This is a genomic window from Arthrobacter ginsengisoli, from assembly GCF_031456935.1.
Taxonomy (GTDB): domain Bacteria; phylum Actinomycetota; class Actinomycetes; order Actinomycetales; family Micrococcaceae; genus Arthrobacter; species Arthrobacter ginsengisoli.
Genome location: NZ_JAVDVQ010000012.1, coordinates 74,057 through 99,977, shown reverse-complemented (window position 1 = coordinate 99,977; position 25,921 = coordinate 74,057). Strand labels below are relative to the sequence as shown.

Annotated in this window: 28 protein-coding genes; 16 read left to right on the top strand and 12 right to left on the bottom strand. The window is 65.3% G+C overall.

Going from position 1 to position 25,921, the window contains the following annotated elements:
* Positions 1–963: an ABC transporter ATP-binding protein gene (locus J2X01_RS14485; RefSeq protein ID WP_310058708.1), complete on the bottom strand. Its 963-nt coding sequence runs from the start codon at positions 961–963 to the stop codon at positions 1–3.
* A 53-nt stretch (positions 964–1,016) separates the two neighbouring features.
* Complete coding sequence (locus J2X01_RS14480) at positions 1,017–1,280, bottom strand: YegP family protein (protein ID WP_310058706.1); 264 nt, start codon at positions 1,278–1,280, stop codon at positions 1,017–1,019.
* A gap of 198 nt (positions 1,281–1,478) precedes the next feature.
* Here J2X01_RS14480 and J2X01_RS14475 point away from each other — a divergent pair, with 198 nt between their 5' ends.
* The 8 genes from J2X01_RS14475 (at position 1,479) to J2X01_RS14440 (ending at position 8,619) form a co-directional block, all read left to right on the top strand.
* Positions 1,479–1,784: an acylphosphatase gene (locus J2X01_RS14475; RefSeq protein ID WP_310058704.1), complete on the top strand. Its 306-nt coding sequence runs from the start codon at positions 1,479–1,481 to the stop codon at positions 1,782–1,784.
* Positions 1,785–1,879: 95 nt separating this feature from the next.
* Positions 1,880–2,503, top strand: coding sequence for a dihydrofolate reductase family protein (locus J2X01_RS14470; RefSeq protein WP_310058702.1), 624 nt, complete (start codon positions 1,880–1,882; stop codon positions 2,501–2,503).
* A gap of 98 nt (positions 2,504–2,601) precedes the next feature.
* Complete coding sequence (locus J2X01_RS14465) at positions 2,602–2,937, top strand: cupin domain-containing protein (RefSeq protein ID WP_310058700.1); 336 nt, start codon at positions 2,602–2,604, stop codon at positions 2,935–2,937.
* 57 nt (positions 2,938–2,994) lie between these two features.
* A complete protein-coding gene (locus tag J2X01_RS14460; protein ID WP_310058698.1) occupies positions 2,995–4,347 on the top strand; it encodes a diacylglycerol/lipid kinase family protein in 1,353 nt (450 codons plus the stop codon).
* 190 nt (positions 4,348–4,537) lie between these two features.
* Positions 4,538–5,809, top strand: a complete 1,272-nt coding sequence (locus J2X01_RS14455; RefSeq protein WP_310058696.1) for an alpha-hydroxy acid oxidase — start codon at positions 4,538–4,540, stop codon at positions 5,807–5,809.
* 84 nt (positions 5,810–5,893) lie between these two features.
* Complete coding sequence (locus tag J2X01_RS14450; RefSeq protein ID WP_310058693.1) at positions 5,894–6,796, top strand: ABC transporter substrate-binding protein; 903 nt, start codon at positions 5,894–5,896, stop codon at positions 6,794–6,796.
* 6 nt (positions 6,797–6,802) lie between these two features.
* A complete protein-coding gene (locus J2X01_RS14445; RefSeq protein ID WP_310058690.1) occupies positions 6,803–7,855 on the top strand; it encodes an amino acid ABC transporter permease in 1,053 nt (350 codons plus the stop codon).
* Positions 7,852–8,619, top strand: coding sequence for an amino acid ABC transporter ATP-binding protein (locus J2X01_RS14440; protein ID WP_310058688.1), 768 nt, complete (start codon positions 7,852–7,854; stop codon positions 8,617–8,619). Before J2X01_RS14445 ends, J2X01_RS14440 begins: the two co-directional genes overlap by 4 nt.
* Positions 8,620–8,683: 64 nt before the next feature.
* Here the strand turns inward: J2X01_RS14440 and J2X01_RS14435 are convergent, their stop codons facing one another.
* Together J2X01_RS14435 and J2X01_RS14430 are read right to left on the bottom strand one after the other, a co-directional pair.
* Positions 8,684–9,100, bottom strand: a complete 417-nt coding sequence (locus tag J2X01_RS14435) for a hypothetical protein (RefSeq protein WP_310058685.1) — start codon at positions 9,098–9,100, stop codon at positions 8,684–8,686.
* 172 nt (positions 9,101–9,272) lie between these two features.
* The gene (locus J2X01_RS14430; protein WP_310058681.1) at positions 9,273–10,217 is read right to left on the bottom strand and encodes a TM2 domain-containing protein; all 945 of its coding nucleotides are present in this window, start codon (positions 10,215–10,217) and stop codon (positions 9,273–9,275) included.
* A 447-nt stretch (positions 10,218–10,664) separates the two neighbouring features.
* On the opposite strand from J2X01_RS14430, the gene J2X01_RS14425 reads away from it, so the two are divergent.
* Positions 10,665–11,357 (top strand): DUF2510 domain-containing protein, encoded by a 693-nt coding sequence (locus J2X01_RS14425; protein ID WP_310058675.1) that lies wholly within the window; start codon positions 10,665–10,667, stop codon positions 11,355–11,357.
* 136 nt (positions 11,358–11,493) lie between these two features.
* Complete coding sequence (locus J2X01_RS14420) at positions 11,494–12,855, top strand: MFS transporter (RefSeq protein ID WP_310058674.1); 1,362 nt, start codon at positions 11,494–11,496, stop codon at positions 12,853–12,855.
* Here J2X01_RS14420 and J2X01_RS14415 read toward each other — a convergent pair.
* A complete protein-coding gene (locus J2X01_RS14415; protein ID WP_310058672.1) occupies positions 12,791–13,963 on the bottom strand; it encodes a sigma-70 family RNA polymerase sigma factor in 1,173 nt (390 codons plus the stop codon). The two genes, J2X01_RS14420 and J2X01_RS14415, sit on opposite strands and share 65 nt — an antisense overlap.
* Before the next feature lie 306 nt (positions 13,964–14,269).
* Here J2X01_RS14415 and J2X01_RS14410 point away from each other — a divergent pair, with 306 nt between their 5' ends.
* Positions 14,270–14,689 (top strand): ester cyclase, encoded by a 420-nt coding sequence (locus J2X01_RS14410; protein ID WP_310058670.1) that lies wholly within the window; start codon positions 14,270–14,272, stop codon positions 14,687–14,689.
* A 174-nt stretch (positions 14,690–14,863) separates the two neighbouring features.
* Here J2X01_RS14410 and J2X01_RS14405 read toward each other — a convergent pair whose 3' ends face one another.
* The 3 genes from J2X01_RS14405 to J2X01_RS14395 all read right to left on the bottom strand — a co-directional run bounded on the left by J2X01_RS14405 (position 14,864) and on the right by J2X01_RS14395 (position 17,454).
* Positions 14,864–15,946: a glycerophosphodiester phosphodiesterase family protein gene (locus J2X01_RS14405; RefSeq protein WP_310058667.1), complete on the bottom strand. Its 1,083-nt coding sequence runs from the start codon at positions 15,944–15,946 to the stop codon at positions 14,864–14,866.
* A 160-nt stretch (positions 15,947–16,106) separates the two neighbouring features.
* Positions 16,107–17,015: an alpha/beta hydrolase gene (locus J2X01_RS14400; RefSeq protein WP_310058665.1), complete on the bottom strand. Its 909-nt coding sequence runs from the start codon at positions 17,013–17,015 to the stop codon at positions 16,107–16,109.
* Positions 17,002–17,454 (bottom strand): SRPBCC family protein, encoded by a 453-nt coding sequence (locus J2X01_RS14395; protein ID WP_310058661.1) that lies wholly within the window; start codon positions 17,452–17,454, stop codon positions 17,002–17,004. Before J2X01_RS14395 ends, J2X01_RS14400 begins: the two co-directional genes overlap by 14 nt.
* Positions 17,455–17,639: 185 nt before the next feature.
* Between J2X01_RS14395 and J2X01_RS14390 the strand changes: the two genes are divergently transcribed.
* From J2X01_RS14390 to J2X01_RS14380, 3 genes are all read left to right on the top strand, one after another.
* A complete protein-coding gene (locus J2X01_RS14390) occupies positions 17,640–17,804 on the top strand; it encodes a hypothetical protein (RefSeq protein ID WP_310058658.1) in 165 nt (54 codons plus the stop codon).
* Between the two features lie 131 nt (positions 17,805–17,935).
* On the top strand, positions 17,936–19,429 hold the full coding sequence (locus J2X01_RS14385; RefSeq protein ID WP_310058656.1) for an APC family permease: 1,494 nt from the start codon (positions 17,936–17,938) through the stop codon (positions 19,427–19,429).
* 96 nt (positions 19,430–19,525) lie between these two features.
* On the top strand, positions 19,526–19,894 hold the full coding sequence (locus tag J2X01_RS14380; RefSeq protein ID WP_310058653.1) for a hypothetical protein: 369 nt from the start codon (positions 19,526–19,528) through the stop codon (positions 19,892–19,894).
* Between the two features lie 48 nt (positions 19,895–19,942).
* On the opposite strand, the gene J2X01_RS14375 is transcribed toward J2X01_RS14380, so the two are convergent.
* From J2X01_RS14375 to J2X01_RS14355, 4 genes are all read right to left on the bottom strand, one after another.
* On the bottom strand, positions 19,943–20,692 hold the full coding sequence (locus J2X01_RS14375; protein ID WP_310058650.1) for an ArsR/SmtB family transcription factor: 750 nt from the start codon (positions 20,690–20,692) through the stop codon (positions 19,943–19,945).
* Between the two features lie 340 nt (positions 20,693–21,032).
* Complete coding sequence (locus tag J2X01_RS14365) at positions 21,033–21,596, bottom strand: dihydrofolate reductase family protein (protein WP_310058647.1); 564 nt, start codon at positions 21,594–21,596, stop codon at positions 21,033–21,035.
* A gap of 484 nt (positions 21,597–22,080) precedes the next feature.
* Positions 22,081–23,580, bottom strand: coding sequence for an FAD-dependent monooxygenase (locus J2X01_RS14360; protein WP_310058643.1), 1,500 nt, complete (start codon positions 23,578–23,580; stop codon positions 22,081–22,083).
* 192 nt (positions 23,581–23,772) lie between these two features.
* Complete coding sequence (locus tag J2X01_RS14355) at positions 23,773–24,426, bottom strand: TetR/AcrR family transcriptional regulator (protein ID WP_310058638.1); 654 nt, start codon at positions 24,424–24,426, stop codon at positions 23,773–23,775.
* Between the two features lie 55 nt (positions 24,427–24,481).
* Between J2X01_RS14355 and J2X01_RS14350 the strand changes: the two genes are divergently transcribed.
* Both J2X01_RS14350 and J2X01_RS14345 read left to right on the top strand, forming a co-directional pair.
* A complete protein-coding gene (locus J2X01_RS14350) occupies positions 24,482–24,994 on the top strand; it encodes a VOC family protein (protein WP_310058634.1) in 513 nt (170 codons plus the stop codon).
* Positions 24,995–25,285: 291 nt separating this feature from the next.
* Complete coding sequence (locus tag J2X01_RS14345; protein ID WP_310058632.1) at positions 25,286–25,666, top strand: VOC family protein; 381 nt, start codon at positions 25,286–25,288, stop codon at positions 25,664–25,666.
* The last annotated feature ends 255 nt before the right edge of the window (positions 25,667–25,921 follow it).

The following is a 25,921-nucleotide window of genomic DNA, read 5'->3' as shown; positions in this document are numbered from 1 at the left end:
CTACACCCCTTCCCCCGGACGGGGCGGTGTGGTGGCGGGAGGGGAGGGCTTGTTCTGGTCGCCCTTGTTCTGGTCACCGTAGACCCGGATGAAGATGTCCTCGAGGGAGATCTTGGTGGTGCTGAAGCTCCGGACGGTCACGCCGGCGCTGACCAGGTCCTTGAGGATGGCAGCTTCGTCCGTGGCGTCGGTGATGGAGAGCTCCGAATAGTTGGTCTCTTCGAGCGTCACGTCGTAGTGCGGTGAGCGGGGGATGGGACCGCTGTGCCTGATCCGGATGATCCGGCCGCCGTACTTGTTCTGCACCTCGTCGATGGTGCCGTAGGCTTCCGCGGTGCCGTCCTTGAGCAGGATGACGCGGTCGCAGAGCCGCTCCACCTCTTCCATCTGGTGCGTCACCATGACCACGGTGGCGCCGCCGTGTTTCTGCTCGCCGATGATGTCCAGCAGCAGGCGCCGGTTGACCGGGTCGAAGCCCTTCGTGGGTTCGTCCAGGATCAGCAGCTCGGGATTGTTCATGATGGTGACGCCGAGCTGGACTTTTTGCTGCTGCCCGCTGGAAAGCTTGTCCAGCACGGCGGAGGCGCGGTCCGCCAGCGCCACGCGGTCCAGGTACTCAAGTGACCATTGCTTTGCGGTGCGCCGCTCCATCCCTTTGAGCCGGCCGAAGTAGGTCATGATGTCGATGACCTTTTCCTTCTTGTACAGCCCGCGCTCCTCAGGGAGGTAGCCCAGCCGGTTGCCGTGTTCGGGTTTGAAGTCCCGGCCATTGATGTGCAGGATTCCGGCGGTGGGCTCGTAAATGCCGAGCAGGGCACGGATGGTCGTGGTCTTTCCGGAGCCGTTGCTGCCGAGGAAACCGAAGGTCTCGCCGGCGTGTACGTCGAAGGAGAGGTCGCGGATCACTGTGGTGTCGCCGAAGTCCATTCGGAAGCCGCTGATGTGGACCCGTGCTTCGTCCATTGCGGCTCCCGAGTGTGCCGGGCTGCCTGCCCGGGGTCTTGCTGCTTCGCCGCCTAGACGGCGGGGGAATGCCGGTGCCGGCGGTTCGCCGGTGTCGGCAGGCCTGCCCGGGTCCGTCCGGTGCCGCCCCACGCGTTGGTGCGGTCCTCCTTGATCAGGCCGGTTCCGGCGCACTCGCGGACTGCCATGATGCCGTCAGCGGCGGACCGTTTGTCGTCAAATGCCTTGGAAATCGCCAGAACCGTGCCGTCGGCTCCGAGGAGCCGGAATCGGACGTTGGCCTCAGCGTCCGTGAAGATTTCGAATTGTCCAGCCATCTTGTTGTCCTTTCGGGCAATGAGCACGGCGGGAGGTGAGGCACTTCGATGTGCCATGCCGTTTTCTCGACATGTCCCCGCGGCGCATCCAACCATCCTTGCCTCGGAGGTTCGAGGAAAGTAAGGGGCAAAGGTCCCTATGTGGAAAGCGCAGCTTTCTCTGGCGGTTGCCCCCGCAATGGGCGCTAAATTGGGAGCATGGCTGAGTTTCCGAAGGGCGATTCCGGCGAGTGGGTCCGGCTGACTGCACGGGTGGACGGCGTGGTGCAGGCCGTTGGCTTCCGCTATTGGACAGTGCGGCAGGCCGAGGAGCTTGGGCTGACCGGCACGGTCCGGAACAACAACGACGGTTCGGTGGCCATCCTGGCGGAGGGCCCGCAGTCCGTGGTGCTGGAGTTCCGGCGCTGGCTGCGCTCGCCGGAGGCGCCGGGCCGGGTGGAGAACGTGGAGGAATCGATCTCCCGGGCCTCAGGGGCGTTCAGTAATTTCCGGGTGGTGTACTAGGCGCAGATACCCGTTGCTTCGGAGGGGGATCGTGTGCCAGCCTCGAAGTGATCCCGTCGCCGGGGCGACGACGGGCGACAGGGAAGGAGCACGGCATGGGACTCATCCATATCGACCTGTTCACCACGCTGGACGGCGTCGCGCAGGCGCCCGGCGGGCCGGAGGAGGACACTGAGGACGGTTTCGCGTTTGGTGGCTGGCAGGCGCCACTCATAGACAAGGTCGTCGGCGAGCAGATCGACGCCGGGATGGCGGGGATGGACGCGCTGCTGCTGGGGCGCCGGACCTACGACATTTTCGCCGCGTACTGGCCGCAGGCGGACGGGGACATCGCGCGGCTGTTCAACCGCCTCCCGAAATATGTGGCCTCGCGCCAGACACCGGCCCTCGAGTGGGCCGGCTCCACATTGCTCGGTCCCGATGTCGTGGCCGCCGTGCGCGAACTGCGCGACCGGCACGAGAACATCCACGTCATCGGCAGTCTCAACTTCGTGCAGACCCTGTTCGCCGAGCGGCTCTTCGATCGGCTCACCCTCTGGGTTTATCCGATCCTCCTCGGCGGTGGAAAAAAGGTCTTCGCCGACGGGGTGGTTCCGACGAACCTCAAACTCATCGAGCCGGTCGTCACCTCACCGAAGGGTGCGGTGCTGCAGCGCTACGCGCTCGCCGATGGCACGCCCGGCGTCGGCGACATGTCGGCTGTCGACCAGGCGGGCTGAGGCACGGTTTGGACCCCGGGCGAGTCCGGCGTGACGACGTGCCCTGACCGGGGCAAAGGACCCTCGGCAGGCGGCCTGTTTCTGAGTAGGGTGGCCCCATGCAGAAGATATCGCTCGATGCCCTTGCCCGGCAGCAAATAGCGGCGGCGGTGGCGGCACCGAGCGGACGGGCAGCGGATACGGCATTTGGTGGCCATGAGAAGACCCTCCGCCAGACGGTGATGGCCTTCAGGGCGGGCACGAAGTTGAGCGAACACCAGAATCCCGGCGAAGCCACGGTCTTTGTACTGCGGGGCTGCGTCCGGCTGCGTTCCGGCAATGAATCCTGGCAGGGGAAGACGGGGGACCTGCTGATTGTGCCGGACGGGCTGCACAGCCTCGAAGCGGAAGAGGACTCGGCGATCCTGATGACCGTGGCGAAAATCAAGACCTGACGGCACGGCCGCGGTCGAGGAACTTGGCCGGGGCCGGACTACCGCAAGGAGCAGGACATGACTGTCATTCCCCTCGAAGAGGTCCCCCAGACCCGGCGGTGGTGGGCGCGGGCCGCCTACGCCTCGGCCTTCTGTGCTGCCGTGGTCCCGTTGGCGGCTGCGGGGCTGGCGGGCACTGTTGCACTGCTCCTGACAGGTGCCGGCGGCATCGTGGTGACCGTGGCTGCGATCTACTGGTTCCTGATCAGCCGCGGCTTCCTGCGCTGGTGCGCGCTGGCCCTCGCCGTGCTCGCCCCGCTGGTGGTCCTTGCCCTGTTTATGCAAGCCGGGCTGCTGTGGGAGGTCGTGATCACGCTGGCGCTCGTGTTTGTTGCTTTGGTCTGTGCCCGCGCCGCGCTCCGGGAGCGTCGGGAGGGGTCGAAGATGACCGAGTACCCTGCTCCGACGTCACGGCATCCTTTTGTGGTGATGAACCCGCGGTCCGGCGGGGGCAAGGTCGTGAAGTTCGAGCTGCAACGGAAGGCGGAGGAACTCGGGGCCGAGGTGGCGCTGCTCGAGGGACCGGGCAAAGTGGATGTTGCCGCGCTGGCCCGGCAAGCGGTGGAGCGGGGAGCCGACCTGCTCGGCGTCGCCGGTGGCGACGGAACCCAGGCGCTGGTGGCGGGCATCGCAGCCGAGCACAACCTTCCGTTCCTGGTGATCAGTGCCGGCACCCGCAACCATTTCGCCCTGGATCTGGGCCTGGATCGGGAGGACCCAACGGGCTGCCTGGATGCCCTCCGTGACGGTGTGGAGCTTCACGTCGACCTGGGCAAAATCAACGGCCGCACCTTCGTCAACAACGCCTCCTTCGGGGTCTATGCCGAGGTGGTGCAAAGCCCGGAGTACCGCGATGACAAAGCCGGTACCGTGCTGGAGATGCTCCCGGATCTGATCAAGGGCCACAAGGGCGCGCGGCTGCGCGCCATAGTCGACGGCGAGACGGTGGACGGGCCGCAGGCAGTGCTGGTGAGCAATGGTCCCTACGGCAGCCACGACCTCGCGGGCCTGGGCCGCCGCACGCGGCTCGACCGGGGCGCCCTCGGCGCGGTGGCACTCTCGGCCGCCAGCACCCGTGAAGCTGTCGGACTGCTGCGCCGCGCGACGAAGCGCGGGCTGATCCAGCGCACTGCGATGGAAGTCGTGGTCGATGCCGACGCGTCCGAGATCCCCGTCGGAGTGGACGGCGAGGCCCTGCTGATTCCCACTCCGGTGCGCTGCAGCATCGAACGCGGCGCCCTCCGCGTCGTGGTTCCGCGGAACCGTCCGGGCGTCCCGCCCGCCCAGCCTGCCCTGGATCTCGTCCGGCTCCGTGAGCTCGCATGGGGGCATTTGGCACCGTCGTCCGCGGCGGCGTCCGCCGGGGCCTGACTCTGCTCGTGCCTTCTCGTCAGCCTTCTCGCCGGAAAACGGAACATGCGCAGGATCGAGCTCCGGCGTGTCTCGTCGATGGGCGGGTCCGGGAGGGTCGACTAGGCCAGAATCGTCTGATCGGGATCTGCGGTCGCCATGGCAGCTTGTCTACTGAACGATAACGCCCGCGAGTACTGGAAGGCCGTCCTTGAAATTCAGCGAAGCCAAGCAACTCATCCAGGTCAAAGCCCCCGTGTTGTCCCGGCGACGCCGGGTGCTGGCCAACGCGTTCAACGTGGAGGAATACCGCAAGTCGGCACAGCGGGTCCTGCCGGCCGGGATCTTCGACTATCTCGACGGCGGCTCTGAAGACGAAGTGACGCTCCGGCGCAACCGTGCGGTTTTCGATTCCTGGGCCTTGATGCCCAGTTGGGGCCCGGTTTCCGGACCCGATACCGGCACGGCCATCCTCGGGAAAACCAGTGCCCTGCCCCTGACGTTGACGCCCACCGGCGCCACCCGGCTGTTCCATCCCGAGGGCGAGCTGGCCGTCGCGGCGGCCGCCGCCCGGGCCCACATCCCGTACGGACTGGCCGGACTGAGCACCGTGCCGATGGAAACCATCGCCGCGAGCCACCCAGACCTGGACCGCTGGTTCAACTTCGGGCTCACCTCCGACGCCCAGGCGTTGAAGGACAAACTGGCGCGCTGCGATGCCGCCGGATTCACCACACTGATTGTCGGCGTCGACACCCGGGCCTTGGGCGCCAGGGAACGGGACCTGCACAACGGCTTCACGGCTCCGCCGGCACTGACCCTGTCAACCATCACGGACATCGCCCGGCGGCCGTCCTGGTGGATCAACTTCCTGAAGTCGGACGGAATCAGTTTCCCGAACCTGGATCCGCGCAGTCCCGCGGCCACCTCCGTGGTCACCCCGTCCATGTGGCAGCACATCCTCGGCCACTCGGATGCGACCAGCGGATGGAACGAACTGGTTGCCCTGCGGCAGGCGTGGCACGGCAAGATCGTGCTCAAGGGCTGCGTCAACCCGGCCGACGTCGAAAAGGCCGCCCGGATCGGCCTGGATGCCGTCCAGCTGAGCAACCACGGCGGCCGCCAACTCGACCACATGCTGAGTCCGATGGATGTGCTGCAGGAATCCCGGCAGCGGGTGGGCGATTCGATGGAGATCTACGTGGACTCGGGCATCCGCCGGGGAAGCGACGTCCTCAAGGCACTGGCGCTGGGCGCCGATGCCTGCTCGATCGGCAGGGCCTACCTGTACGGACTGGTGGCGGCGGGCTCGCCCGGCGTCGGGCGCATCATTGAGATCTTCGGCGACGAACTGCGGCGTACGATGACGTTAGTGGGCGTTTCCAGCATTTCCGAGTTGAAGGCTCGAGGCGGGGAAATTCTTCGGGACATCCGTCATTCCGGAGAAATCCTTGAAACAAAAGTGTCAGGCAACACGCTTTAACGATTTCTGAACATGCAGGCACACAGTGCCCTCCTCCCGCAGACTTGCGGGAACCTAGTGATTCTCTGAACAGCTAAGGAAACCATGCGCTCCCGATACCTCCTCCCCGTTCTCACCCTGGCTACAGCGCTCGCGCTCTCCGGTTGCGTCGACAACAGCCAGCCCGCCGCCACCGGCGCGGCATCCGGAACCGCTGACGCCATCGAGGTCAAGAAGAATGACGCCATTGCCGCGATGCTTCCGGAGAAGATGAGGACCGCGGGTGTTCTTAACGTCGGCATGGCCAACAACTACCCGCCCAACGAGTACAAGGACGACAACGGCAACCCGGCAGGCTGGTCAGTGGACCTGACCAACGCCCTGGGCCAGGTCATGGGCCTGAAGGTTAACTTCGACATCGGCACCTTCGACAACATCCTTCCCGCCGTCCGCGCCGGCAAGGATGACATGGGCATGTCCTCCTTCACGGACACCCTCGAACGCGAGAAGCAGGTCGACTTCGTCAACTACTACTCCGCCGGGATCCAGTGGGCCGCGCCGAAGGGCAAGACCGTGGACCCCGACAACGCCTGCGGACTCAAGGTCGCCGTCCAGGCCACCACCTATGAGGACACCCACGAAGTGCCCGCAAAGTCGAAGGCCTGCACCGACGCTGGCAAGCCGGCCATCACCATCTTCAGGTACGACGCCCAGGACCAGGCGACCAACGCCCTCGTCGTCGGACAGGTCGATGCCATGAGCGCCGATTCACCCGTGACCCTTTACGCGATCTCCAAGACCAAGGACAAGCTGCAGACCGCCGGCGACGCCTTCGAAGTGGCACCGTACGGAATCCCCGTGGCCCAGGGCAGCGAATTTACGCCGGTCCTCCAGAAGGCGCTCCAGACGTTGATCGACGACGGCACCTACACCAAGATCCTGTCCAAGTGGGGCGTCGAAGCCGGGGGAGTCAAGACGGCGGACCTCAACGTGGCAGCCAAAGGCTGATCGCAGATGAGCGAGCCGGAATCCGGCCGGATGACTGAGGAACCTGGCAGGACGCCGGAACCCGGTATCAAGCCGCGGGCAGGTCGCAAGCCGCGGGTCGGCAGCACACAGGGCAGGGATGATGCACCGCCGGAAGCGATCGTCGCCATCCCGCTGCGCCACCCGTGGCGGAACGTGGTGGCGGTGCTCCTCGTCCTCGGGCTGGCGGTCTTTGTGCTGGACGCCGCCCAGCGCTCGGACTATGGCTGGCCTGATGTGGGCAAGTACATCTTCGACCGCCGGATCAGCCAGGCCGCGTGGGTGACGTTGTGGCTGACCATCTACGCGATGATCGGCGCGATCGTGCTCGGCCTGTTGCTGGCAATCATGCGGCTTTCACCGAACCCGGTGCTGAAGAGCGTTGCCTGGCTGTACATCTGGATCTTCCGCGGAACCCCGGTCTACGTTCAGTTGGTCTTCTGGGGCATCGTGTCCTTGATTTATCCGGTGTTCACGCTGGGCATCCCGTTTACGGAGCCGTGGGTCACCATCCCGAATGAGGTCTTCACCAACCTCTTCATCACTGCCGTGATCGGGCTGGCGCTGAACGAGGCCGCCTACATGTCCGAAATCGTGCGTGCCGGGCTGCTGTCCGTGGACCCGGGCCAGGAGGAGGCCTCAACGGCGCTGGCGATGTCCTGGGGGCAGACGATGCGGTACGTGGTGGTTCCGCAGGCGATGAAGATCATCATTCCGCCCACCGGCAACGAGGTGATCTCGATGCTCAAGACCACCTCACTGGTGGCGGCGATCCCGTTGAGCATCGACCTCTATGGTGTGTCCCGGGGTATTTCCGCCGTGACGTTCACGCCGGTGCCGCTGCTGATTGTGGCCTCGCTGTGGTACCTGCTGTTCACCTCCATTCTGATGGTTGGCCAGCACTTCATTGAAAAGCGGTTCTCCCGGGGAACCGGGCGGATCAGGGCGGGCAAGGAACCGGCGACGCCGGGACCGGCCGAGACTGCGGTCCCCGGCACGACCGCCGCACCGATCGGGACAGACTTTGGAGGAAAAGGATGACGGACGTGCCGATGGTGCTCGCGGAGCGTGTCTCCAAGAATTTCGGCACCAACAAGGTGCTCCGCGGGATCAGCCTGGAAGTCGACCCCGGGGAGGTGCTGTGCATTGTGGGGCCCAGCGGTTCGGGCAAGTCGACGTTCCTGCGGTGCATCAACCACCTGGAACGGGTCGACGGCGGCCGGCTTTCAGTCGACGGGCAGCTCGTTGGCTACCGGCAAAAAGGAGGCAAGCTCTACGAACTGAAGCTCAAGGAAGCAGCCCTCCAGCGCCAGGAAATCGGAATGGTGTTCCAGCGGTTCAACCTGTTTCCGCACCTGACCGCTGTGGAGAACATCACCCTGGCGCCCATGCGGGTGAAGGGCATTTCCAAGGCCAAAGCCACCGCCCGGGCCACGGAACTGCTCGAGCGCGTGGGCCTGGGGGACAAAGGCGATGCTTACCCGGCGCACCTGTCGGGCGGGCAACAGCAGCGCGTGGCCATCGCCCGTGCCCTGGCCATGGACCCGAAGCTGATGCTCTTCGACGAACCGACCAGTGCCCTGGACCCGGAACTCGTGGGTGAGGTGCTCGACGTCATGAAGGAACTGGCCAAGAGCGGCATGACCATGATCGTAGTGACGCACGAGATGGGGTTCGCCCGCGAAGTGGCGGACACGCTGGTGTTCATGGACGAAGGCGTGGTCGTGGAGGCCGGACCACCCCGGCAGATCCTGAGCGATCCGCAGCACGACCGGACCAGGGCGTTCCTTTCCAAAGTCCTGTGACACCGGGAGCGGGGGAGCGGCGCTGACGCGGACTCAGTTAGTGAGTCCGCGCCGGTCCGACGCTCTACTTTGTTACGTGGACAACTACTGCCTTTTCTACAGACTGTTCTACGCCGGCGTTGTCGATACCTGTTACGGTCCAGTTGCTGAGCAATAAGACCGTTTTGCCTGTGTCCGCGTTGTACACGACTTTCTTAAAGCCCAGTGCCGTCAGGTCGTCATCCAATGCTTCGGCGTTCGTCCCTGGCACGACTGCCGGAATGACAGCCGTCAGTGGCGCGGCCGGAGATGCCGGCTCGGCCACCACGGGGGCCGCAGCAGCGACCGTCTCCGGGGCAACTGTGACCGTTGCAGTCACGGTTGCCGTTGCGGTTTGAGTCACTGTGTGAGTGACCGTCGGGGCGGCCTGTGGCGCGCTTGCCCCTGCGCAGCCGGACAATGTCAAACAGAGGACGCCACCCAAGACCAGTGCTTTCTTCATTTCTCCCCATTCACGTATCTCTAAAATTCCTTTGACCTCGTGGACGAGGCCACAACCCTTCGAATTCGTTGCATAAGCCCAGGGTTGAACGGTGCTTTGCAACAGTGACATCACGTAGGGGACCCGGCTCCGGCGGTAATAATCGCCGGAGCCGGGTCCAACAATGAACTGACTACGGAGTGACCTGGACCCGGGCCGCTTCCTGAAGCAGCGGAGTCGTGACGATTACCGTTGACGTACCGGGTTTGATATCAAAGGCAACCTTGCCGCGCGCTTTGTCGCCGGCAGGTACCTCGCCCGAGCCGATCTGATCATCAATGACCAGTTCCGTGTTTGCGGATCGACCGTCGGCGTCCTTAGCTTTGAAGTACAGCGGGTTGCTGGACGTTTCTCCCTTGTCGGTTTCCCAGAGGACATCCAGAATCAAATAGCCGCCGTTCGTCGCCGGGGTTGCCAGCGGGCCCGTGGACGCAACGGGTCCGTAGGCCGCCGAGACGATGGTGATCCGCGCGACGTTCCCGTTGCCCATGTCGGCAGTGAATGGCTCACCGACTTTGGCTCCGGTCGCAGCCTCAGCCGCATTCGTCGCAGCGGGGGCGGCGGAGGCAGCAGTTGTCGCGGCCGGAGCTGCGGCGGGCGTCAACGCCGGAGCTGGCCGCGTAGCGTTGAAGATGAAGCCGAATACCACTACGACTCCAGTGACGATCAAGGCGACCTTTTTGTGCTGGTCATAACCCGCAAGCTTGTACCCGTGTTTGTCCGTCTGCTTGTTGGTGAGGATCAGGATCAGGTCCACAAGAACCCAGATACCGGCGCCGCCGGCCGTGACGAGCTTGAGGATGCCTGTGCCGATCTTGCCCAAGTAGAAGCGATCAACACCAAAGACACCGACGATCAGCGACAGAAGCCAAGCCGTCAGGAAGGACTTGCTACCGACGGCGGACTGTTGTCCGGGCTGCGGACCCTGAAATGCGGTGGGGGCGCCCGGGTAAGCAGAGGGAGCGCCCGGGTAAGCGGTGGGGGCGCCCGGGTAAGCCGAGGGAGCGCCCGCGTAGGGTGCAGGGGCCGGAGGGTAGGTTGCCTTTGGGCCTACGGGAGGGGGTGTTGGCTGGCTCATTGAGACCCTTTCATGGGCAGCCCTGTGGCGGGCAACTGCGGATATGTGTTGGATGCTGTGCGAAGTTTCAACTGGCAACTTAGCCAATTGTGGGGGCGATGTTTGCCTTGGGAACAGACGGGAGCACTCGCGGAGTTAGCGCGCCAGGAAAGGCATCTATGCCCGTTTCCCCCCCAAAGGCAATATGCGGCATCGCCGCCCGTTGAGAGAATACACAGAAAGCTGGCGGGGCCGTCGACTTTGACTTGATGTTAAGCAGTAGGGCCAGCCTGTGACCGGTGGCTGTCCGCAGTTGCGCTGCTCGGAAAGTTCCAGAATGGCGGTAAGACCGGAAGAGTTGCGATAAAGTCCAAGTCAGCCGGAACCTCGGCGATTGAGCATTCGAACAACAATAAGCTGCGGCGCACGGGCAACCTGCGAATATAAGTCTCGGAATGGACTGTCCCGATGGGCAGGATGAAGGGAAACCGCCTTAATACGGCGGCGAATGTCGGAACATTTATCACCGGCAGGCAGCAATTAAACGTACAGCGGACGCTATTGGAACAAAATGCCGTTCAGGCGGAGCTGGCGGCGGCGCAGCTTGCTCAAATGCGGCACCAACAACTCGCCGCAGAGTATCAGCGCCTGTCCCAGTGGGCAGATTCGGAAGTCTCTGCAGGTCGGCTGAGTCAGTCTGATGCGAATGACTATGTTGCGGCGTACTGGCACAACCTGACCACGCCCGCCCCCCAGCCTGCGGACAGGATCACGGCCAAATTCGGCGAGTTCTTAGCTGCGGGACTCAATGTCGGGGGTCCCAGAGCCGGTTGGTACAACGAGGGAAGTACGGCCCGCTATTGGGACGGAAGTGCGTGGACGCACCACACCACGTCGCTGGATATTGCCCGGGAACTGGTCAAACGACTGGCGGCCGAGAGCTATGCCAAGAACGCAGGTCGGACCCTCAGCCCCTACGAATCAAGTCTTCCCTCAAATCGACCCCAAGCAGCTGTCGAATCCGCGACCGTCGTGGAGCCTTACAGGGAGGCTCCGCCCGCGCCACCGCTGCCGCCGTCGGGCTGGTATCCGACTGGGTCGGCCGGTGTTCTGGGCTTCTGGGACGGAACCTCCTGGACCGGCCAGACTCGGTCCGAATAGGTCCAGGGATCACAAGGGCACTCGCTGGCCCTTCCCCTTGTTCTGTTGCCGGGGATGGCCCCGCGACCTTTGTTTCTGGCCGGCCTGCAACGTCACGGAGTTCCGGCCACGGCACGCGGTGGGACAGACTGTTGCCGTGAGCAACTCTCCCCGGGCGGGCCTCGCCGTCGCCGGACTCAGCCTGGGCACGGCCCTGAACCCGCTGAACTCCTCGATGATCGCCGTCGCCCTGGTGGTGCTGCGCGCCGACTTCGGGCTCGACGTCGCCGCCGTCACCTGGGTGATCACCTCCTTCTACCTCACCTCCGCGGCGGGCCAGCCGCTGATGGGCCGGTTCGCGGACCGCTTCGGCCCGCGGCGGCTGTTTATCCTCGGCATGGCCCTGGTGGCCGTGACCTGTGCGCTGGCCCCGTTCGCGCCGAACTTTGCTGTGCTCTGCGTGGCCCGTGCCGTTATGGCCCTGGGCACAGCGGCCGCCTACCCGAGCGCCGTCGTGATGGTCGGGGCACTGGCGAAGCGGGCGCAGGTGAAGTCCACCCGGCCGCTGGGCCGGATCCAGATGGCCAACACGTCCGCGGCCGCCGTCGGACCGGTGGTGGGCGGCCTGCTCGTGGGCTTCGTCGGCTGGCAGGCCCTCTTCCTGGTCAACGTCCCGCTGTCCCTGGCCGCAATCCTCCTGGTGCGCCGGTTCGCGCCAGCGGATGAGGACCGGGAACGCGGCCGGGCCTCGGAGCTGCTGCGGGACTCGGACATTCCCGGCATCCTGGCCTTCATGGGCTCCATGGTCCTGGTGATGATGGCCCTGCTCGATGTCCTGCCGGACTACCGCTGGTGGCTGCTCGGCGCAGGCACGCTGCTGGCCGTGCTTTTCGTGTGGCGCGAACTCCGGTTCGCCCCGCCGTTCCTGGACCTGCGGCTGCTGGGCCGGAACCGGCCGCTGCTGCTGGTCTATCTGGGCTTCGCCCTGTTCAACGGCGTCTACTACTTCGCCTTCTTCGGGCTGCCGCAGCTGCTGCAGGAAGCCGGCGGCTACCAGCCCGGCGTCGTCGGCCTGCTGATGCTGCCGCTGGCCGCGATGTCGGTGGTGGTGACGCCGTTCGCGGTCCGCGCCATCGACCGTTTCGGCGTGAAGCGGGTGCTGATCGCGGGCGTGCTGCTGCTGCTTGTCGGGTCCGGGACGATGTGGCTGCTGACCGCGTCGTTCGCGATTCCGCTGGTGATCGCGCTGACCGCGCTGCTGGGCGTGCCCTACGGGGTGGTCAGCATCGCCTCCAGCCAGGGCATGTACCTCTCCACCCGGCCTGAGGAGCGCGGCGTGGCCGCCGGGATCTTCCAGACCTGCCGGTACCTCGGGGCGATCACGGCCACGGTCCTGATCGGGATTTTCTACGGCACCGGGGTCAACCAGGACAACTGGGGACTCATGGTCCTTGTCATGCTGGGACTCGGCGCGGTGGTGTTCGTGGTCTCGCTGCTGTGGCGGGAGCGGCCAGGCTGAGCGGCGCCGGCGCGGACTCCGCCGGCTTCGCCTCGTCGGGTGAGGATGCGACGCCGGATGGGCTGTCATCGTCAAAGTGATACTGCCGCAGCACGTTGGACCGGGAAGGGTCCCTGAGTTTCTGCATCGCCGCGACTTCGATCCGGCGGACGTGTTCGCGGGTCATGCCGAAAGCGCTTGCTACCGCGTCCAGGCTTTTGTCGCCGCCACCCGTTAGGCCGAAGCGCATCGCAATGACCCGGGCCTCCCGGTCCTCGAGCGTGTCGAGTACGGCATGTACCTGCGCCTTCATCTGTTGATGGAAGAACGACTCCGTCACGTCGGGGTGGGAGGAATCCCACAGCTGTTCGGCCAAGGCTTGGGTACCGCCCCGGCCGTCGGGGACCTGGGTGTCCAACGAGGAGACTGGCGCGTCCAGGGCCAGCAGACACTCGATCTTCCCCAGCGAAATGCCCGTCAGCTGGCACAGATCTTCCGGGCTGCAAACGGCTCCGGTCATAGCTGCCACCCGTTGGGCTGACCGCACTTTCTGCAACTGTTCAACGACGTTGGTCGGCAGGCGGATAAGCCTTGCCTGATCAGCCAGCGCCCCAAGGATGGCATTCCGGATGCACAGCCCGGCATAGGTGGAAAATCGAAAACCCTTGGTGAAGTCGAACTTGCAGACGGCCCTGTGCAGTCCCAGGTTTCCTTCCTGGATCAGGTCCTGAAAGTCGAGGCCCCGGTGGGTGTAGTGCTTGGCGATCGACACAACCAGCCGGAGGTTGGCGTGCAGCAGCGCGTCGGCGGCCCGCTGGCCCAGACGGACGATGGTCCGAAGATCCCCTATGTCCTGACCGGGCCGGGGCGTACCGTCCGCCAAGAGCTGTTCCGCGAAAAGCCCTGCCTCGATTTCCTGTCCCAGTTCCACTTCCTGCCCGGCGGTGAGCAAGTCGTAATGCCTGAGCCGGCGCAGGTAGTCTGCGACGGCGTCGTCGGTGAACTTGCCGCTTGCCGCGAGTATTTGCGGCCCGCCGGGCTCATCCGGCGCTGTTGATTCAGGGACCGGGGCGGCTGCTGCAGGCGAGGAAGGCGTCGTGCCGATGGCCTCGCGGATCGGATCAGCCATGTCATCCCCTGTCAGAAGGTACAAGCTCTTGACGGCAGACTATGCGGCCGGTGCGACAATATCCGGGGCGCAGACCGGCAGGGCGGGAGCGGCGGCAGTCAGGACCTTGACACGCGCGAAGCCCCGGAATATCTTCGGCCTTAACGGGGCATTTCGCCCGTTCCGCACTACTTTTTCACAGTGTTTGCCGGCGCTTCGCGCGGGCCGCTGCCTGGAAGGACGCCCGAACAGCGTTGGGTCTGCACGTTATGCCGGTGTCAGACGCTGGGGGATCCCATTCGGTCTCGCACCTACCAGGAGTCGGAAATGTCTGAAGAAATTAAGTTGATAGAGCGGTTCTACAAGGACGTAATTGAGAGCGGGAATCTCGCCCTTGTTGATGAGCTGACGATGGACGGCTTTGTGGATCACGAGGAGGGCCTCCCCGGGCAACCGCCGGGCAAGGAGGGCGTCAAATACTTCGTGAACACGATGCGGTCGGCCTTCCCGGATATCAAGGTCAAGGAGATCACCCCCTCGCTGAGCGCCGGAAACATGGAAGCATGCCACGTGGTCCTTACGGGCACCCATCGCGGGGAACTGACCGGCATCCCACCAACGGGCAAGAGCGTGGAGTTCGACTGCACTGACATCATCCGCGTCGAGGAAGGCAAAGTCGCCGAGCATTGGGGCACCACTGACAACATGAGCATCATGCGGCAGATCGGCGCCATGGCTATGGCCTGAGGAAAACCCCGCACGACGGCGGCCGGACCGACCGCCGGCGGGCACAACGAAGGCTGTCCACGTTCCGAAAGGGGAACGCAGACAGCCTTTCTGCGTGCGGCGTCAGTCTGAGGAGCTGAGCCCGGCGGCGCGCAGACCGCGTTGAACGGGAGGCGGCCAGCCGCCGTCGTGCATCTAGGCCTTCGGTGCGTAGGCCTTCGGCAGCTTCAGGCCGCGCTCCTCCATGACGGTGCGCAGGCGCGTGGGGTAGTCGGTGATAATGCCGTCCACGCCGAGGTCCATCAGGCGCTCCATGTCCGCCGTGGTGTTGACCGTCCACGGGATGACCGGCAGCCCGAGCTCGTGCGCCTCGGCGATCATGCCGGGGGTGACGGAGCGGAACGTGGGGGAGACGGCGTCGTACCCCTGGGCCGCCGCTGCCTTGGCAAGGGACCCGCCGTAGGTGTCGATGTCGATGCCGCCGAGGTTGGGGCTGGCGCCGGGCTGGCCGATCTGGAGCCACGCGTCGCCGCTGGACAACGCAACGAGCGGAAGCTCCGGGGCGATCTCCCTGGTCAGGTTCAGGGATGACCAGTCAAATGACTGCAACGTGATGCGGTCCGCCGTGCCGGAGGCCTGGATCTCCGTGACCACGGCGTTGGTCAGGGCCACCATGCCCTCGCCGCCGATCTGGCTGCTTTCCACCTTGGTCTCGATGTTGAAGCGGACTTTCTGGGCGTCGGCGTCGCGCACAAGCTGGAACACGTCCTTGAGCTCGGCGATCCGGTTGCCCTCGATGACGTCCTGTTCCGGGTATCCCTTTAACTGGATGAAGCCGCAGTCCAGCGTCCTGATCTGGGCGAGCGACAGCTCGGCTACCCGGTCGCCGACGTACGGGAAGCCGGCATCGCCGGGCGTGGCTTCCGCGGTGTCCCGGCACTTGTCCGCCTGGATGGTGTCGTCATGCCAGACGATGACCTTGCCGTCCGACGTCAGGTGGGTGTCCAGTTCTAGGGTGGTCACGCCCAGCTTCAGCGAAGTGGCGAACGCGGCCAGGGATTCCTCGGTCCACTCGCCGCGGCCGCCCCGGTGGGACTGCAGGTCAACGGAGCCGTTGCGCTCGTTGGTCTTGATGCTGGCTGTTGCCTCTGCGGCAGCTGTTCCGGAAGCGTTCGACGACGGCGCGGAGCCTGCTTCGGTGTTTGAAGCGGCGACGGCGGGGCTCGCGAGCGAGGCGATAAGCGCGGCGGTGGCCGCGGCAGTCAGGACTGTGCGCATGGTGATGGTTCCTCCTGGGTGACCGTTGCCGGCGCTGCGCCGGCGACCCGACCACCCTAGGGAGGTGAGATGGACAGTTGTGTTCGCGCGGCTGGACCGCCGGTTAACACTCAGTCGGCCCCCGCGGCTGCACCTGGCCGCCAGCGCGCCAGTCGTTCTGTCAGACGTTCCGGAGCCAGCCCTGAAGTAGCGGCAGCACGATACTGCTGTTCATTGCGCCGATGTGGTCAAGGCCGGGGAGGACGCGCACATCCCATCCGGCGGCAGTGAGCTCGCGTTCGTGGGCGGCGAGGGACTCGCCGATCATCACCTGCACGTTGTCCCAGGCCGGACCGTAGTCGATCCTGTCCGCCGAGCCGGCAAAAGCCAGCCGCGCAAGACGCGGCGGCAGCGTCACTTGAGCGTCGTCGAAGGCTTGAAGCGCCTCATACAGGGTGACGAATTGCCGGGTCTGTGCCTCTGACGTCTGGACCGGGAAGGCGTCCCAGTCGCCCGGTTCAATCTCGCTGACGTCAATCCCGGCACCATCCACCCCGACGTCGGCCGGCTGGCGTTGGGCGGCCGCTTCGCTGGCCATCCGGTGCGCGGAGCGCGTGACAGAAAGCATGCTCTGGTAGGGGCCGTCGAGAGGCGGAAAGCCGCCCATGGCCAGCGCCCAGAGCCGGTCCGTGCGGACGGCAAGCTGCAGCCCGGCCAGTGCCAGCCACGAGTACCCGTAATAGGCGAAGGTATCGGCCCCGGCCGCGTCCGCGATGGCCAGCAGGTCGGCCGCGACATTGGCCGGGGTCAGGGTGTCCGGCGCGGGGTGCGCCATCCGGTGCCTTTCGTAGTCCGCCGAGATGACGCGGTGCGAGCGGCAAAGACCGGCGACCAGGTTCGGCCCCAGCTCAGGGTCCGCACCCCACCGCCGCATCGTCTCCGCTTCCGACGGCGGATAAGGCTCGATCCGGACGGGGAGCAGCACGGAGCGCCCCGCTCCCTGGACGGCTACGGGAATGGCGGTGCCGTCGTGCAGGACAGCCTCAAGGGTAGGGGGAACGTTTCCTCCGGGGTCCTCAGGTGCGACCATTCAACACCGCCTGCAATTTCTCGAATGACTCGGTCCATCCGTTCCGGTGCAGGTCCAGCCGCTCTTCGGTCAGGAACGGTCCCTGTGAGAGCACCAGGCGCGTGGCTTCGCCGGTGCTCCCGAGCGAGAGGTCGACGACGGTTTCCCGGTCATCCGGCGTCGGTTCCTCCCAGCGGAAGGTGTACACCAGGCGCCAGGGAGGATCGATCTCCAGGAACTCGCCTGAGAGGTGGAAGGGTTCGCCGTCCGGCGGCGTCATGCGGAATCGGTAGCGGCCGCCCTCGGTGAGGCCCAGTTCGGCTGCAGGGATGGTGAAGCCGTGCGGACCCCACCACTTCACCAGTTCGGTCGCTTCCGTCAGCATCCTAAAGACTTCTTCCGGGGGAGCATCGAGCGTGCATTCCAGGTCCAGGACCAGTCCGCCAGTTTCCTCATTCATCGTTCAACTCTGGCATTCCGGGCCCGCTGACGGAAGGGGATAGGGCTGGTGGCGGCTGTCCGGGGTGGGCGCGCCTGGAGATGGGCCTTGACTCAAGGAAAACCACAGCACGCTGGACGAGAATGCCGGGCACGGGCGGCGCATGGGCGCTGAGGTGCTACGCGGGAACGGGAGAAGAGGGCAACGTGAAGAGCAGCAGCTCCGGTGACGACCATCCAGAGCGCGGGGGCGTGCGGGGGTGGGTGATCATCACACTGATTTCTGCCGTGGTGATCGCGGGACTTCTGGCGATCGCCGGCCCGCCCATGGCGGCCCTGTTTAGCATGGTGGTGGAGCGAGCAGGTCGGTAGCCAGGAATCGCAGGTCCTGCGCCGGGAGTTGCCAAACTGAGCCGAGAAGATCACAGTGAAGTAGGTCACATCGAGGCCGGGAGTCCGGCCGCGGCTCGCAGGAGCCGGGTACCCCGCTGCGGAGGTCAACCATGAGCACCACGTCCGACAAAGTCTTCGATGTAACTCCCGAAGGTGACGAACCCACGCTCAAACGGGTCCTCGGACCCAAGCTGCTGCTCCTGTTCATCGTCGGTGACATCCTGGGTGCCGGCGTCTATGCCGTCACCGGAACCATGGCAGGCACGGTGGGGGGCATCGTCTGGCTGCCGTTCCTGCTCGCTTTCGTCGTCGCGACCCTGACCGCCTTCTCCTATTTGGAGCTGGTCACCCAATACCCGCAGGCGGCCGGCGCGGCGCTCTACACGCACAAGGCGTTCGGGATCCACTTCGTCACCTTCCTGGTCGCGTTCGCCGTCGTCTGCTCCGGCATCACCAGCGCTTCCACCTCCGCGAACGTCCTTGCCCAGAACTTCTTTGGCGGCCTGGCGATCAACGGCTGGATGGAGATGCCCGGACGGGAGGTGGTCACCGCGGTGGCGTTGGGCTTTATGCTGCTGCTGGCGGCCATCAACCTGCGCGGCGTGGGGGAGAGCGTGAAGTTCAACGTAGTGCTCACCCTGGTCGAGATGATCGCCCTGTGCATTGTGATCGGGGTCGGCTTCTACGTGATGGCCCAAGGGACAGGGAATCCCGCAGAGATCACGGTCTTCACCGACAACCAGGACAAGGGCCTGTTCCTGGCCGTCACGGCGGCCACGTCCATCGCGTTCTTTGCGATGGTCGGCTTTGAGGACTCGGTAAACATGGTCGAGGAAACTAAGAACCCCGAGCGGATCTTCCCGCGGACCATGCTGACCGGCCTCGGCATCGCCGTGATCCTCTACATGCTGGTGGCCATTTCCGTGGTCAGCGTGCTCACGCCCACCGAGCTCGCGGGGATCCGGGAGGCCGAAGGCGCCGCCCTTCTTGAAGTGGTGAGCAAGGGGGCGCCGGACTTCCCGATCGACAAGGTCTTCCCGTTCCTCGCGGTCTTCGCCGTGGCCAACACCGCCCTGATCAACATGCTGATGGCCAGCCGGCTGATCTACGGCATGGCCCGCCAGGATGTCCTGCCGCGGCCGCTCGGAAAGGTCCTGCCGGGGCGCCGTACGCCGTGGGCCGGGATCCTGTTTTCCACCGTCCTGGCGCTGGGGCTGATCTGGTATGTCACGTCCGACCCGGAGAGCAACGTCGTGGCGAACCTCTCGGGCACAACGGCGTTCCTGCTGCTGTGCGTGTTCACCATCGTGAACGTGGCCTGCCTTGTCCTCCGCCGCAAGCGGGACCCCAACCGCGAGGTGTTCTTCACCTCGCCGGGGCAGCTACCCCTGGTCGCGGCCCTGCTGTGCGCCTTCCTCGCCGGACCGTGGGTGGGCCGCAACGTCATCCAGTACCAGATCGCCGGGGGACTGATGGCGATCGGCGTGGTGCTGTGGTTCATTACCTGGTTGATCAACAGGAGGACCAACACCCGGGAGGGCGAACCGGTCGGCATCCAGAACATCGGCAAGGACGACCAGGTCCCGCCGCCACCCCGCCACTGACCACGTGGCTCGCGACCGACAATTCAGCGCGGCCACCTGGTAAACCGCCGACTCCTTATCGTCCCGCTCCCACATCGCAGAAATCAGGAGCACGTGATGAAAACAGTTCAAAACGTCGCAGCGGGCGCAGCGTTAACTGCCGCCCTCGCCGGCGGCGGCATGTATCTCGCGATGGCCGCTCCGGACGGCGCAGCGACAACGTCCACAACACAGTCTGCTTCCCAGCAAAAGGGCAGCCACCAAGCCAACGGCATCACCGAGCAGCTGCTGACCGGCGACACGGCCGCCCGGGTGGAAGCGGCCGCGAAGGCCGCCCACCCTGGGGCAAGCGTCGTCCGGGTCGAAACCGATGCGGAAGGGGCTGCCTACGAGGCGCACATCCGCAAGGCCGACGGGACATCAGCGACGGTGAAACTGGACGTCTCGTTCAACATCACGGGCACCGAAGCGGGCAAGCGGCGCTAACGGCCGCCCACCACGACGGCGGCGCCGGGGTTGCGCTCGCGGTCCGGCTCAGGTGTACATGAGGGAGCCGGGGGTGGTGAGCAGCTCGCCAGTTTCCAACCAGGTCTTCAGGCCGGAGAGGATCATCGGCCAGCCGCCGTAGAGCTGGTCGTTGGCGCCTTCGCGGAGCTGGTCGTGGGTGACGGTCAGGCGGCAGGAATCGCCCACCGGTTCGATCTCCCAGGTAACCCGGGACGTGCCTTCGGCCTTGACGTCCTCGCCCCAGAGCGCGCGCATGCTCTGGACAAGCCGGCGGGGCGGGTCCACCTCCAGGTTCTCGCCCTCGCCCAGGGGTTCCCCGCCCCTGGGTGCCATCTCGAACCGGGATCCCGGCGTCCAGTCCGAGGTGATGACGGACCCGAACTGGTACTTGCTGCGGATCTCGCCGTCGGTGATGGCCTCCCAGAGCCGCTCCCGGGTGGTCTTAATATAGATTTCGAAGATCTTTTCCATGGGACTTTCCAATCTGGTTTTGAGGTCGCTGAGGCCAGCGGCCCATGGTTCGGCATATTTGCTCACCCAGCGGTCGTGGACCAGCCGGATGGGCACCGGATTCAGGAAGTGGAGTTTCTCCCGCCCCCGACGGCGGGTCACCACCAGGCCGGCTTCCTCCAGGACCCTGAGGTGCTTCATCACGCCGTAGCGGGTCATCTCGAAGCGGGCCTCCAGGGCGTGGAGGGTCTGCCCGTCGTTCCTGAACAGTTCGTCCAGGAGATCGCGGCGGGTGGCGTCGGCCAGAGCCTTGAATACGGCGTCCACAGCTCCAGAATAGGTGACTGATTGGTCACATGTCTAGGGATTTTTCGTGACCGCGCGGTAAAGGAGCGCACGAAAGATGTCCAAGAGCGGCAGCAGGATCAGCCCGGATGCAAACTGTGGTTTTGGTCGCTCTGTGGCCCGGCGGTGAACCGGCGGGGCGGCCGCCGAGGTCCTTTCCGGCTTCTCTGCGTTTGTCGACGTCGCCACCGCCGGGGGTGAGGACGCGCAGGCCCGCGCCTCGACCGGGGAGTTCGTCAGCGAAGGCGAGCATGTTCTGAATGGATCGCCCGAACCGATTCGGCGTCATGATGACGAGGGTGGCGCCGTCGATCAGTCGCGCTCAGCGCCTCGTCTCGTACCTGGTCACGACCACGCCGCCGGGAAACGTCCGCGTCTCCACCAGGTTTAGGTTTTCCCAGCTTTCCAGCAAGGTGAAGAACGGCGTGCCGCCGCCTACCAGGACCGGATGGGTGGCCAGCACGTACTCATCGATTAGCCCGGCCCGCATGGCCGCCCCGGCGAGCGTTGCGCCGCCGACGCTCATCGGGCCGCCGTCCTCGGCCTTGAGCCGAGTGATCTCGGCGATCGCGTCGCCGGTGACCAGGCGGGTGTTCCAGTCGACCTTGTCGATCGTCGAGGAGAACACCACCTTCGGGGTGTCCCGCCAGTTCCGCGCGAACTCGATCTCCGCCGGGGTGGCGTTTGGCTGCTGGTCGCCGGTCGGCCAGTAGGAGCTCATCGTCTCCCACAGCTTGCGGCCGTACAGCGACAGGCTGCTAGCCCGCTCCTGGTCGAGCCACCACTGGAACAGTTCGTCGCTCGGCTCGCTCCAGCCAATGTCGTCGCCAGCCGCGGCGATGTAGCCATCCAGGGTCAGGTTCATTCCGTAGATCAGTTTCCGCACGGCGCCAGCCTTCCGTCTCGTAGTAGTCGAGGGCGTCATCAAACTCTGCCGTCCCGCACATGATCAGCAGCATCCCGTCCCTCATGGAGCCACCGTAAACTGCCAATGATCTGGATGCCATAGCCTTCGCTCCGCGTTTCAACTGAGCTGCCCGGTGCCAGCGCGGGGAGGCTGTGCCGTCAGGGAAGGAGCGACTTTAGCGGCGGTCGGCTCCGAGCGAGGTCCGGACTTGTGGGCCGCCATTCGTGCATTGCAGGCTGAAGCGGACCGTGTGCCTGACCCGGCCGGACCGCTCACAAACTATATCGACGCGCTTTATGCTTGGGCAGCCACCCATCCCGAGGTCGACCCCAGGGCGATGTGGACAATCACCGATCCATTGATCCGGGATCACCGGTAGGCCGCTCGGGCTACTTCGACGACGCGACGCTGCCAACAAACAGGCGGCATGGTTCCCCGGACGGTTCACTTGGAAGCCGGTGCGCTATGCCGCGATAGGCGGTCCGAACCAAGTGGTGAGGGCGTCGCCGAGGCCGAGCCGGGTTAGGTCTCCCACCCAGGCCACATAGCCGTCGGGCCGAATCAACACGGCGGCGGGAGCAGCGACCGCCCCGAGTGCCGGAAGCTCCCACGTACCGGAGTATTTGGCGTCGATCAACTGAACCCGATCTGCCCATGGGGTGATGTCAAGACCGCCCGGCTCGCCGAGATTGAGCAGCACGGGCCGCCCATTGTGCAGCAGGGCGAAAACCCGCAGCGGGCCGCCCGGGGTGACCAGGTCGAGATCGGGCATGCGGCGTCCCAACAGCGGGTGACCCTCGCCGACGTCGTAATGAACGTCCAGACCGGACTGCATCGCGGCGAAGCGCTTGCGCGGCTCCTCCATGCTGAGGAGCTCGGCGATGACCTCGCCCGCGGCCTTCGTGCGGTCGTCTGGGCGTCGAAGCGCGACACTCGCCATCGTGTTGCGCAGCACGCGGGCAGCCACCGGGTGGCGCTCGGCGTGGTAGGTGTCCAGGAGGCTTTCCGCTGATGTCCGGTTGACCACTTGGGCGAGCTTCCATCCCAGGTTCACCGCATCCTGTACACCGATATTGAGGCCCTGCCCTCCGTCCGGGGCGTGCACGTGCGCGGCGTCGCCGGCCAGGAGGATCCGCCTGTCGCGGTAGGCCGCGGCCTGCCGCGTCATATCGGTGAACCTGGAAATCCAGGTGGGGCTGTGGACCCCGTAATCGGTCCCGCACGCGGCGATGAGCGCTTCGCTGAGGTCGTGCAGGGTGGGTTCGCCCGCGGGCCCGACGTGCTCTTCGGTCACCATGACCCCTACCGGGCCACCATCCTTGTAGACCACCTGGCCGTCGCGGATCTCGTATTCCAACCTGCCGAAGGAATGGATGCCAAAGGCATTGTGGTGGATCCCCAATACAGGCTCCTCGGCCATCTCGACCTGGGCGATCAGGCTGCTCGTCGTCGGATCCCACCCGGGGAACTCGATGCCGGCCGCCTTCCGGATGAGACTGCGTCCTCCATCGCACCCGACGAGATATTCGGTCCGCAGCGACTCGCCGTCGGACAACTGGACGTCGACGCCGGTGTCGTCCTGCGCGATGCCGGTCACCTCACGTCCGCGACGGATCTGCACCGCCAGTTCCCCGACCCAGCCGGCCAGGATGCGCTCGATGTGGTTCTGCCACAGCCCGAGTCCGTAGTTGTGCCGGGTGGGAAAGTCGCTGATGTCCAACCGGGTCCCGGCGAAACCCGCGACCTGGGCCACCTGTCCCTCCGCGAGGAACCGATCGGCGATCCCGCGCTGATCGAGGACCTCGATGGTGCGAGAGTGCAGACCGCCGGCGCGCGAGCCGACAAGGTCCTGGCTGGCGCGCCGCTCGACGATTACAACGTCGACGCCCGCCAACGCCAGTTCGCCCGCCAGCATGAGCCCTGTCGGCCCTCCGCCGACGATCACCACCGCATGCCCGGTCATCGCCACACTCCGATCGACAATTCACGCATCTTGCTACTCCCATTCCGTAGGTTCTGGCGTTCGGCGATTATCCGGCACGACCCGGGGCTTGCCGCAAGCCCCCTCGCGGGGCATCTGGGAATGCGACATCGAGCGATCACAGCAGCCGCCACGAAGCGCCCAACTCCACACGGGGGATAGGACGAACGGCGGTCATCCGCGACGGCGGGTGAGGGCAGTCAGCGTGTCGACGATGAGTGACCTGTGTACGGCGGCAGACCAGCCGTGGGCTCTCCGGATGTGCACGACCGTGTCTGCGCAGAGCAGAACGTCGGTGACGACGGTGAGGCGTTCAGGGTGCAGACCCTTCGCGAGGAGGCCATCGGCGGCGGCATGGTCCCAGAACGACCGGCACAGCTGGATGGTGGCGTCGCGTCCGGCCTGGGCGGCTTCGGCGAGCTCCGGCTCAAGGCCCTCGGCCTGGGCGGCCACCTCGAACAGCGGCCCTGCCCGCTCCGCGATACCGACCGAAACGTCGGCGAAGGCCTCGATCCGTTCGGCCAGGGTGTGGGCGGTCATCGCGTCCTGAACCCCAGGGCGGTGGGCGACATCGACCGGCTCTGCATCACCCACGAGAGCCTGGTCGACGACACGGCTGAACAGGGCTGCCTTCGTCCCGAACCGGACGTAGACGGTACGAGCAGCGACTCCGGCGCGCTCTGCGATCTGGGCAAGAGTAGTGGCCACATAGCCCTGATCGAGGAATAGCACGCTCGCGGCCCCGATGAGCTGGGCCTCGGTTTGGGCCACTCGCCTGGCTCTCAGGTCCGGAGTGGGAAGGGATTGCCGCTTGACGTCTTCGCTCATAAGATGCAGTGTAACTGCATAGATACAGTGAAACTGCAATTAGGGAGGTTTTTCGATGATTCCGAAACTGGCCGGGGTGCACCACCTCAAACTGCCCGTCTCAGACCTGGACCGGTCAATCCGGTGGTACGCCACCCGACTCGGCTATCAAGTCGTCATCGAGTTCCGCGAGCACGGTCGCCGCACCGGCGTCGCGATGACCCATCCCGACGGCGGGCCCGACCTCGCGCTGAACCTCAACCCGGACCGGGCGAAGGCGTCAGCCGGCTTCGACTACTTCTCCATCGGAGTATCCGACCGAGCCCGGATCGAGGCATTGGCGGCCCACCTAAGCGACCTCGGCGAGGCCCATGCCGGGGTGCACTTCGCCACGATCGGATGGATCCTGCCGATGCTGCACGACCCCGACGGTCACGAGGTTCGCTTCTACTCGATGGAATCCCACACCGAGATCGACCCCGCTGCCCCGCTCGTCATCGACGACGCCATTGCGACCGCACGGGCCAAGGAGGAGCTTTGGCGTGCCGATAGGGACGCGTCCACTGGCAAAACGGGTGGAGCGCCATGAACAGCGCGGCCCAGATCGCCGCGCTTGTACGGCCCCTGTTTCGGTCCGGCATGGGACCCTTTCAGGATGCCATGCACCCCTGTTTCCGCAGGACTAATCCGGTCCATAATGGCCACATAAGCATCGGGGACCCTCGCGCAGGTGATGGGTGGCGCGGCGTTGAAGAGTCCCGGGTGGCTGCCCCGGCTCGGCGCAAGGGGCGGTCACGGGCTCCGGAATAGGATTCCGGGGACCGAAACCGGGGGGAACAACGCCGTCGCTGCGGTTATCAACGCACTGAAGGGAATCATCATGCTCAAGGATTCAAACATCATTGCAGTCCTCCCCGCGAAGGACATCAACAGGGCGAAGGAGTTCTACCGGGACAAGCTGGGAATAGAACCCTCCGATTCCATGGAGGAGGGCAGCGTGATGTACCGCTGCGGCCAAGGAACGGGCTTTCTCATTTACCAGACCGAGAATGCAGGGACAGCCAAGAACACCCAGATGGGCTGGGAGACGGACAATCTCGAACGCGAGATGGAGGAACTGCGAGGCCGCGGCGTCGTCTTTGAAGAATACGACTTTCCCGGCCTGAAGACGGAGAACGGCGTTGCCACCGCTGACTGGGGGAAGGCGGCCTGGTTCCTGGACAGCGAGGGAAACATCATCAACATCTCCCAGCGGGCGTAGGCCGAATGCCCCGATGCGCTATCACCTACGGTCGTTCTGAGCGCTGAGAGCAGCTATACGTGATAGCGCAACGGGTGTTCCCCGCGGAAACGTGGACGGTCCCGAAACAGACTGGCTTCAGTCGCGCAGTACCCACGCGGCGTTGTTGGGCTGCAGCCAGCCGTCCTTGGCCATCGGGTCGGCGCTGAGCAGCACGGGTCCGGCCGGCAGTTGACCGGCTCGGTTCCCATTGCGACGGCGATGAAGAAGTCGGCG

Coding starts and splice junctions, on each gene's coding strand:
- J2X01_RS14485 (WP_310058708.1), bottom strand. CDS start 963: ATGGACGAAGCACGGGTCCACATCAGCGGCTTCCGAATGGACTTCGGC.
- J2X01_RS14480 (WP_310058706.1), bottom strand. CDS start 1,280: ATGGCTGGACAATTCGAAATCTTCACGGACGCTGAGGCCAACGTCCGA.
- J2X01_RS14475 (WP_310058704.1), top strand. CDS start 1,479: ATGGCTGAGTTTCCGAAGGGCGATTCCGGCGAGTGGGTCCGGCTGACT.
- J2X01_RS14470 (WP_310058702.1), top strand. CDS start 1,880: ATGGGACTCATCCATATCGACCTGTTCACCACGCTGGACGGCGTCGCG.
- J2X01_RS14465 (WP_310058700.1), top strand. CDS start 2,602: ATGCAGAAGATATCGCTCGATGCCCTTGCCCGGCAGCAAATAGCGGCG.
- J2X01_RS14460 (WP_310058698.1), top strand. CDS start 2,995: ATGACTGTCATTCCCCTCGAAGAGGTCCCCCAGACCCGGCGGTGGTGG.
- J2X01_RS14450 (WP_310058693.1), top strand. CDS start 5,894: ATGCGCTCCCGATACCTCCTCCCCGTTCTCACCCTGGCTACAGCGCTC.
- J2X01_RS14445 (WP_310058690.1), top strand. CDS start 6,803: ATGAGCGAGCCGGAATCCGGCCGGATGACTGAGGAACCTGGCAGGACG.
- J2X01_RS14440 (WP_310058688.1), top strand. CDS start 7,852: ATGACGGACGTGCCGATGGTGCTCGCGGAGCGTGTCTCCAAGAATTTC.
- J2X01_RS14435 (WP_310058685.1), bottom strand. CDS start 9,100: ATGAAGAAAGCACTGGTCTTGGGTGGCGTCCTCTGTTTGACATTGTCC.
- J2X01_RS14430 (WP_310058681.1), bottom strand. CDS start 10,217: ATGAGCCAGCCAACACCCCCTCCCGTAGGCCCAAAGGCAACCTACCCT.
- J2X01_RS14425 (WP_310058675.1), top strand. CDS start 10,665: ATGGGCAGGATGAAGGGAAACCGCCTTAATACGGCGGCGAATGTCGGA.
- J2X01_RS14415 (WP_310058672.1), bottom strand. CDS start 13,963: ATGGCTGATCCGATCCGCGAGGCCATCGGCACGACGCCTTCCTCGCCT.
- J2X01_RS14410 (WP_310058670.1), top strand. CDS start 14,270: ATGTCTGAAGAAATTAAGTTGATAGAGCGGTTCTACAAGGACGTAATT.
- J2X01_RS14405 (WP_310058667.1), bottom strand. CDS start 15,946: ATGCGCACAGTCCTGACTGCCGCGGCCACCGCCGCGCTTATCGCCTCG.
- J2X01_RS14400 (WP_310058665.1), bottom strand. CDS start 17,015: ATGGTCGCACCTGAGGACCCCGGAGGAAACGTTCCCCCTACCCTTGAG.
- J2X01_RS14395 (WP_310058661.1), bottom strand. CDS start 17,454: ATGAATGAGGAAACTGGCGGACTGGTCCTGGACCTGGAATGCACGCTC.
- J2X01_RS14385 (WP_310058656.1), top strand. CDS start 17,936: ATGAGCACCACGTCCGACAAAGTCTTCGATGTAACTCCCGAAGGTGAC.
- J2X01_RS14380 (WP_310058653.1), top strand. CDS start 19,526: ATGAAAACAGTTCAAAACGTCGCAGCGGGCGCAGCGTTAACTGCCGCC.
- J2X01_RS14360 (WP_310058643.1), bottom strand. CDS start 23,580: ATGACCGGGCATGCGGTGGTGATCGTCGGCGGAGGGCCGACAGGGCTC.
- J2X01_RS14355 (WP_310058638.1), bottom strand. CDS start 24,426: ATGAGCGAAGACGTCAAGCGGCAATCCCTTCCCACTCCGGACCTGAGA.
- J2X01_RS14350 (WP_310058634.1), top strand. CDS start 24,482: ATGATTCCGAAACTGGCCGGGGTGCACCACCTCAAACTGCCCGTCTCA.
- J2X01_RS14345 (WP_310058632.1), top strand. CDS start 25,286: ATGCTCAAGGATTCAAACATCATTGCAGTCCTCCCCGCGAAGGACATC.